This is a genomic window from Monashia sp. HAY1-2A (assembly GCF_056755315.1).
Map to the genome: position 1 here is coordinate 1 of NZ_JBNDHY010000186.1, position 7,898 is coordinate 7,898.

4 protein-coding genes are annotated in these 7,898 nt (G+C 75.1%); 2 read left to right on the forward strand and 2 right to left on the reverse strand.

Annotated features, from left to right (window positions below; translation table 11 throughout):
• Nucleotides 1-341, reverse strand: a 341-nt coding sequence (locus ACPYOM_RS19550) for a hypothetical protein (RefSeq protein WP_481347228.1), incomplete at its 3' end; no start/stop codon positions are given.
• Nucleotides 254-3,502 (reverse strand): hypothetical protein, encoded by a 3,249-nt coding sequence (locus ACPYOM_RS19555; RefSeq protein WP_481347229.1) that lies wholly within the window; start codon nucleotides 3,500-3,502, stop codon nucleotides 254-256. The genes ACPYOM_RS19550 and ACPYOM_RS19555, both read right to left, overlap by 88 nt.
• Nucleotides 3,503-3,735: 233 nt before the next feature.
• Here ACPYOM_RS19555 and ACPYOM_RS19560 point away from each other — a divergent pair, with 233 nt between their 5' ends.
• Together ACPYOM_RS19560 and ACPYOM_RS19565 are read left to right on the forward strand one after the other, a co-directional pair.
• Nucleotides 3,736-6,933 (forward strand): ATP-dependent helicase, encoded by a 3,198-nt coding sequence (locus ACPYOM_RS19560; RefSeq protein ID WP_481347230.1) that lies wholly within the window; start codon nucleotides 3,736-3,738, stop codon nucleotides 6,931-6,933.
• Nucleotides 6,930-7,898: UvrD-helicase domain-containing protein (locus ACPYOM_RS19565; protein ID WP_481347231.1), on the forward strand; the 969-nt coding region annotated here is incomplete at its 3' end. The genes ACPYOM_RS19560 and ACPYOM_RS19565, both read left to right, overlap by 4 nt.

The following is a 7,898-nucleotide window of genomic DNA, read 5'->3' on the forward strand; positions in this document are numbered from 1 at the left end:
GTGATGACCTCGAGCACCTCGACGGTGACGCGGTCCTGGTAGTTGCCGAGCTCGACGAGCCACGACTCGACGTCGTTGGTGTCGAAGAACGCGGTGACGGGCACGCGCACCTTGAGGATCTTCTCGATCTGGTACTCCGCGACGATGCCGATCGTGATGGTGCCGCGGCCGAAGTCGAGGTCGAGGACGGCGAGGAACGTCGCGCTCTGGTTGGCGTCCTCGAGCGCCGGCGGCATCTTGATGACGTCGGCCTTCATGACGAAGAACAGGCGCGGGCCCGGCACCTCGACGATGACGAGGCCCTTGAGGTGGAGGACGTAGCCGCCCTCGAGCGTGCCCACGAGAACGCCTGCAGCGAAAGCGAACCCGCCTTGGTGCAGCTCCCAGCCGGCGCGCCGTTCATGACGCCGCCCGGCCGGCCCAGCTGGTCGCGCAGCCAGTCGAGAGCAGGTACCTGGCCGGTGCCCTCGATGCGCTTGTGGTTGATGCCGACGCCGACGAGGAAGCCGAAGATGCCGAGGCCGGAGTTCCCGAGCACGAGCGGCACGGGGAACTCGATCTCGGCGCCGAGCAGCACGCCGCTGACCCCACCGGCCTGCCGGAACGTGAAGGTCAGGCTGCCGCGGATCTTGACCGGCACGATCTGCACGTCGAGCGCGCCCGAGAAGCCACCCGGCTCGATGCTCACCTCGCCGCGTCCGGTGATGACGTTCGGGATGTCGATCGACGCGGCGAGCCTGGTGATCTGCAGGTCGAGCGGCGGCCCGTCGACGCGGGCGCGCACCCGGACCGTCTCGATGGTGATGATCCCGAGATCGAGTCCCAGCCCCACCTCGACCTCGAGGTAGGTCGGGTTGTCGCGGCTGACCCGCACGCCCATGATCCGCAGCACGTTGTCGAGCGGCGGCACCGCGTGCATCGATCCCGCGGGGATGTCGAGCGAGTAGCCCCGGCTCGGGTCGAAGACCGGCAGGGGCACGTAGTCGAGCGACCCTCCCGAGCCGGTGCCCCACTGCGACCGCACGCCGATGGCCTTGTACCGCGTCGTCACCGGCATGTTCGGGTCGACCCGCACGAGGGTGAGGTCGAACCAGAACGCCACCTCCACGTCGAGGAGCACGCTCACCGCCGTGCCGCGGTCGCTGACGGTCGTGATGCCGTCGCCGCCGAGGACTCCTTGCGACACGATGACCTCGGCGCCCCGCAGGGTCAGCCGCTTGGTGTGCAGCAGGTCGCCCGCGCCGAGCGCGACCGACCCGAGGGCCACCACGGCCCCGGCGGCCGGGGACAGCTCGGTGGCCGACGACGTCAGCGGCGCGAGGACGCTCAGGGCCCCGAGGATGTTCAGGGTGACCGGGTGCGCCTGCGAGTCGCGCATCTCGGCGAGCCCGTCGAGGTCGCCCTCCTTGGCGCGGAACTCGCCGGTGACGTCCCACGAGCCCTGGTCCTCGGCGATGCGCAGCCGCACGAGGAAGGTGCAGATGCCGTCGCTCGGGTTGGGCCGGTCACCGGCCCGCAGCGGCTCGGCGCCGTGCGCGGCGAGGCGGCGTTCGGTGGCGGTCTCGATGTCGAACTCGCCGTAGACCTCGCAGCGCACGACGGTGCTGCGGACCAGCTCGACCCGGACACCGAGGAGGTGGAAGCAGTCGGGGCGTGCGGGCTGGTGCGGGGCCGGGTCGTCGTCGTGCGTCGCGGGCGGCGGATCGCGGTGCAGGTCGGCGGTCACCGTGACGGGCGCCGGTCCGGCCCCCGACGTCGCGGTCGCGTGCCACCACCGGGCCGACGCCGGGTCGCCGCTGCCCTGGGCGGGTCCGTGCCCGTGGGCCGTGCCCGGGGTGACGGCGGTGTACCCGGCCGCCGTGAGGGCCTCGACCATGGCGGCGATGCGGCGCTCGCTGAGCGCCTGGTTGTGGCCCGGCTGCTGCTCGGGCCCCTCGTACGACGCGAACCCGTCGACGGTGAGCGGGGTGGCCGCTCCGACGACCGACCGGCGGGAGGTGGCGTCGGCGATGAACGAGGGACCGGTCGAGGGGTGGGTGCGGTCGGTCGCGGTCGAGGCGCTCAGGTTCGCCGGGTTGACGGCGTAGTCATGGCCCTCGCTCGGGCTCGGATGGTCGAAGAGGAAGTAGGCGTCCAGGTGCTGCTGGGCGGCGCTCGTCGTCGTGGCGGAGACGCTGACCGTGGCGCCCGAGCCCACCTCGATCTCGGCCTCGGTCGCGGCCGACAGGCTGCCCGAGCTGCCGCCGGTCCAGGACCAGTCGGCGGCCACACCGCTCGCGAGGGCGACGCGGGCGCTCGTGCCGGTCTGCGACACGATGACGACCCGCGTCGCCTCGTGCGAGGTGTCGGTGACGGTGACCGGCATGCCCGTCGCGCCGGGGGTCACCGGCTCGGTACGACGCCCGACGCTGAAGGTGCGCACGGTCGTGTGCGCGGCGGCGTCGGTGACGGTCACGGTGACCGCGACGGTCCCGGTGTCCGGCGTCGTGACGGGCGTGCGGTCGGTGTTCGCGGGCGTGGCGGTGACGCCGCCCACGACGATCGTCGTCGTCAGGGGCGCGAGGCCACCGTCGGCGTCGACGAACAGGGTCGACTGCTCGGGCAGCATCGCGGTGCCGGTCCCGGGGTCGTCGACGAGCTCCCCGGTGGCCGTGCGGAAGTGGACGCGCACGCTCGGGTTCGTGCCCCGGTTGACCACCTCGGCCTCGAAGACGCCGGTGACGCCCTCGTGCACGCCGATGCCGACCCACAGGTTGCGCACGCCGGCGCTGACGGCGATGCCGTCCATGCCGTCGGGCGCGACGAAGAGACGCGCCTCCGGCAGGTAGAAGCCCTGCCAGTCGCCCGGCATGGCGCGGGCGCCGGCCGGCACGCCGGGACCCGCGGTGCCGGAGAGGTCGAGGACCGCGGTGCGGAAGGCGAACCCGACGCAGTCGCTCGGGCCGACGAGGGCGTACGGCGGGTCCATCCGGATGAGCTCGTAGATGTGGTCGACCGGCGTGCCCGACGTCGTCGCCGAGAGGATGTCGACGCCGACCGAGCCGCCGCCGAGCTGCTGCACCCGGAAGCGCACGCGCGGCACGACGAACCCGACCTGCGGCTTGGCCGGGTCGGCCCGCAGCTGGCCCTGGGCGTCGAGCAGCGCCCCACGGAGGAACGGCACGTGGAACAGGAACCCCGGCGAGGCGATCCGCAGGCGCCAGCCGCCGTCCCGCGTGCCGCCGGGCCCGTCCTTGTGCAGCGAGAAGTCACCGTCGACGTGCGGGTCGGTGAACTCCACCGGCGTGCCCGTCGACCCCTGGCTCGCGCCGAACCCTCCCGTGCGGGGGTCGAGGGCGAGGGGGCGGGTCAGGTCCTGGTCGAAGGTCCAGACGTCCCACGCCCCGTCGGCGTCGCCCACCTCCGTCGGCCCCGTGACGTCGAGGTCCTCGAGCAGCGGGCGCACCCCGTCGAGCGCCCCGGAGCTCTGGACCGGTTGCGGCAGGTCGTCCCACATCGACATCGCGTCACGTCCCCGAACGGGTGAGCACACAGGGCGATGAAACGGTTCGACGCTACGCCGGTGCGGGGGTGGCCACACCGAAAACGCCAGAAACCGCGCGAGCCCGGCACGGGCGTCGCACCCGGGCCGCCCGGGACGCGGGTCCCGCGGCTGCGCAGCCGGGTCGCCGCGTGTGGCCCGCGCTGTCCGCACGGCGCCGCGCCGGTGTCGGTGCGACGTGATGGAATCCTCCGGTGGTCATCCTCCGTCGCGCTCCGGCCCCGGTCGCCCAGGAGGTGTGCCTCGACGCGTCGCAGCAGGCCGCGCTCGACTCCGGGGCCCGCGTCCTGCGGGTGCTCGGCTCGCCCGGCACCGGCAAGACCACCCTGGCCGTCGAGCTGGTCGCCGACGCCGTCCGGCGTCGCGGCGCCCGCGCCGACCACTGTCTGCTGCTCACCTCGAGCCGGTCGGCGGCGGCCGGGCTGCGCCAGCGGGTCACCGCCCGGCTCGGGGGCACGACGACCGAGCCCCTGGCACGGACGTGGCAGGCGTTCGGCTTCGGGGTCCTGCGCGCCGAGGCGGCGCTGCACGGGGACCCCAGCCCGCGCCTGCTCAACGGCCCCGAGCAGGACGTCATCCTGCGCGACCTCCTCGCCGGGCACGCCTCGGGCGAGGTGCCCGGACCCAACTGGCCGGACGCGCTGCGCGGCGCCCTGACGACGCGCGGCTTCCGCAACGAGCTGCGCGACCTGCTCATGCGCGCCGTCGAGCACGGGCAGGGGCCCGACGACCTGCATCGGCTCGGGGTCGAGCACGACCGCCCCGAGTGGGTGGCGGCCGCGCACGTCCTGCGTGAGTACGACCAGGTCACGTCCTTCAGCCGGCACGGCTCCTACGACCCCGCGTGGGTGCTCACGGCCGTGGCCGAGCTGCTCGAGGACGACCCCGATGCCCTCGACCGGCTGCACGAGCGCCTCGCGATGGTCGTCGTCGACGAGGCGCAGGAGGTCACGGCCGCCGCGGCGAGGCTGCTGCGCGTGCTCGCGCCCGGCGGGCCCCGCGTCGTGCTGCTCGGTGACCCCGACGTCGCCGTGCAGACCTTCCGGGGGGCCGACCCGAGGTTCCTCGCGCACGGCTGGGAGGCGCTCGCCGACGCCCGTGGGCGCTCGTCGGCGCCACCGGCCTCGACCGACACCGTCGTGCTCGAGCACGGCCACCGTCTCGGCCCCGTCCTCGACGCCGTGGCCGAGCAGGTGGCGCGGCGCATCGGCGCGCTCGGCGGTGGCAACCAGCGCCGGCACGAGGCCGACGCGTCCCGGGGTGACCAGCGGGTCGCCGTGGCGCTGCTGCGCTCGGCGGCCCAGGAGGCTGCCCACATCGGCAGCGTGCTGCGCCGCGCCCATCTCGTCGAGGGCGTGCCGTGGACCGACATGGCCGTCATCGTCCGCGGCTCCGGCCGCGCCGACTCGCTGCGCCGCACCCTGGCCCAGGCCGGGGTCCCGGTGTCCGCCGCGACCGCCGAGACCCCCGTCCGCGACGAGGGCGCGGTGCGGCCGCTGCTCGCGATCCTCGAGGAGTCCCTCGCCGTGGCGCGAGCCGAGGTCGCGGGCGGACGGCACGTCATCGACCCGACCCGCGCCGCCGACCTCGTCCTGTCGCCCCTCGGGGGTTCGGACGCCGTGGCTCTGCGGCGGTTGCGGCGGGTGCTGCGACAGGACGAGCTCGCGTCGGGTGGCGGGCGGTCCAGCGACGAGCTGCTCGCCGACCTCCTGCTCGAGCCGCACCGCGCCAACCTCCTCGGGTCCGTGGGCCGCGCCGCGGCCCGGGTGGCCGACGCCATCGCCTCCGGCGCCACCGCGGCCCGCCTGACGCCCGAGGGCCGGTGGGCGAGCGGCGTCACCGCCGAGACCGTCCTCTGGGCCGTGTGGCAGGGCGCCGGCGTCGCCGAGGCGTGGCGGCGCACCGCCCTCGCGGGTGGCCCACCGGGCGAGCGTGCCGACCGCGACCTCGACGCCGTCCTGGCGCTCTTCGACGCGGCCGCCGCCTACGTCGACCGCCTGCCGACCGCCGGCCCCGACAAGTTCCTCGACCACGTGCTGGGCCAGGACGTCCCCGGTGACACGCTGGCCGCACGCGGGCAGGCCGGTGGCAGCGTCAGCCTGCTCACGCCCCAGTCCGCCGCCGGGCGGCAGTGGCGCATCGTCGTCGTCGCGGGCGTCCAGGAGGGGGTGTGGCCGGACCTGCGCCTGCGCGGCTCGGTCCTCGGCTCCGAGGACCTCGTGGCGGCCGTCGCCGACCGTCCGCTCGGCTTCCGTGCCGCGCAGGCCCAGGTGCGCTACGACGAGACCCGGCTGTTCCACGTCGCCGTCACCCGGGCCACCGAGCGGCTCCTCGTCACGGCGGTGGGCAACGAGGACGAGCAACCCTCGGTCTACCTCGACCTCGTCGACCCGCCCGAGGGCGAGGGCGTGGCCGCCGAGGTCCGCCCGCACACCGAGGTCGCCCGCACCATGACCCTGTCCGGCCTCGTGGGCGAGCTGCGCCGCGAGGCGATCCACCCGGACCCGGGCGTCGCCGAACCGGCGCTCGCCGTCCTCGCCGCGGCCGCCCAGGCCGGCGTGCGGGGGGCCGACCCGGCGTCGTGGTGGGCGCTGCGGTCGCTGACCGACGACCGGCCGGTGCGTCGACCCGACGAGCCGGTCCCGGTGTCGCCGTCGAAGGTCACCTACTTCTCCGACTGCGGGCTGCGCTGGTTCCTCACCTCGGTGGGCGGGGAGGGCACCCAGCTCGGTGCGGCCTCGGTCGGCACCTTCGTCCACGACGTCGTCGCCGAGCTGCCCGACGCCTCCCTCGCCGAGCTGCGCGCCGAGGTCGACGCACGCTGGGGGCGGCTGGGACTCCGTCCCGGGTGGACCACCGAGCGCACCCGCCGGGAGGCGCACGACATGGTGGCCCGCTTCGTCTCCTACCGCGACGCCGCCGAGGGCACGTGGGAGCGCGTCGGCATCGAGAAGGACTTCAGGGTGAAGGTCGGCCGCGCGCTGCTCGGCGGCCGCGTCGACCGCATCGAGCGCGCCGCGTCGGGCGGCATCCGCATCGTCGACCTCAAGACGGGCTCCTCGAAGCCGTCCCGCGCCGAGCTCGCCGCGCACGGGCAGCTCGGCGCCTACCAGGTCGCCGTGCAGGAGAAGGGGTTTCCCGAGCTCGGGTCGCAGAGCGCCGGTGCCGCCCTCGTCTTCATCGGCAAGGCGGGCCTGTCCGGCCTCAAGCCGAGCGTCCTCGACCAGCCGGCCCTCGACGCCAGCCCCGACCCGGCCTGGGCCCGCGCCCTCGTCGAGTCGACGGCCGAGGGGATGGGCGCCGCGGAGTTCGTCGCCGCCCAGGGCACGGCGTGCGAGACGTGCCCGGTCCGCTCCTCGTGCCCGGTCCAGCCGGAGGGAGACGCCCTGTGAGCACGTCGACGATGGACGCCGTGACAGCGGGCACGGCACCGGTGTCGCCGCCTGCGGCCGGCTCCGCACCCCGCCGCTCGGCCCTCGACATCGCCCGCGCCCTCGGCATGCCACCGCCGACCGCCGAGCAGGCCTCGGTCATCGAGGCCGGGCCGCGACCGCTCCTCGTCGTCGCCGGCGCCGGGTCGGGCAAGACCGAGACGATGGCGGCCCGCGTCGTCTGGCTCGTCGCCAACGGCCTCGTCGCCCCCGACCAGGTGCTCGGCCTCACCTTCACCCGCAAGGCCGCTGCCGAGCTGAGCCAGCGCATCGGCAAGCGCCTGCGCGGGCTCGTGCGCGCCGGCCTCTGGGAGCCGCCCGCCGACGACGGCACCGGGGCCGAGGTGCTCGGCGGCACGCCGACGGTCTCGACCTACCACGCCTACGCCGGTCGGCTCGTGCGCGAGCACGCCCTCCGCGTCGGCATCGAGCCGGAGTACCGGGTCCTCACCGAGGCCGGGGCCTGGCAGCTCGCGGCCGAGGCCGTCTCGCGCTGGGACGGGCCGATGGAGGAGGTCGTCAAGAGCGAGTCGACCGTCATCTCCTCGGTCATGGCGCTCGCCGGCGAGATGGCCGAGCACGTCCGCACGCCGGCCGAGGTCATCGAGCACCTCGATGCCGTCATCGCGCGCCTCGAGGGCCTGCCCGACGGCGAGGGCCGCGGCAGCACCACCCCGGCCCGTGACGCCCTCGCCGTGCTGCGCGAGCGGCGCGCCGTCCTGCCGATCGTCCAGTCCTTCCTCGACCTCAAGCGAGAGCGGGAGTCGCTCGACTTCGCCGACCAGATGGCCGTCGCGGCACGGCTCGCCGGGTCGGTCCCGGCTGTCGGCGCCACCGAGCGGGAGCGGTTCCGGGCCGTGCTCCTCGACGAGTTCCAGGACACCTCCGAGGCCCAGCTGGTACTGCTGCGTGCGCTCTTCCACCAC